The 267-nt window shown below is 39.7% G+C and carries 1 protein-coding gene; it reads right to left on the bottom strand.

Annotated elements, in window-relative coordinates; translation table 11 throughout:
- The coding region (locus AAEY75_RS15430) for a GspE/PulE family protein (RefSeq protein ID WP_352260079.1) at nucleotides 1-267 on the bottom strand (267 nt) is incomplete at both ends.

Genomic DNA, 267 nt, shown 5'->3' with positions numbered 1-267 from the left:
AGTGACCTGTTTGCGCCGCTTTTATTGATATTTCTGCGGTTTCTAGGTCACGTATTTCACCTACCATAACTACATCAGGATCTTGACGTAAAAAAGCACGCAGTGCATTGGCAAAAGTCATATCGGCTTTAATATTAATTTGTACTTGGTTTACACCTTCAAGGTTAATCTCAACCGGATCTTCCGCAGTACTAATATTACGCTCTGGCTGGTTTAATATATTTAAACCTGTGTATAGTGATACTGTTTTACCAGAACCCGTTGGCC

The sequence above is a fragment of the Psychrobacter sp. TB55-MNA-CIBAN-0194 genome (assembly GCF_040309505.1).
GTDB classification, from domain to species: domain Bacteria; phylum Pseudomonadota; class Gammaproteobacteria; order Pseudomonadales; family Moraxellaceae; genus Psychrobacter; species Psychrobacter fozii.
This window is presented reverse-complemented; position numbering and strand designations above follow the sequence as displayed.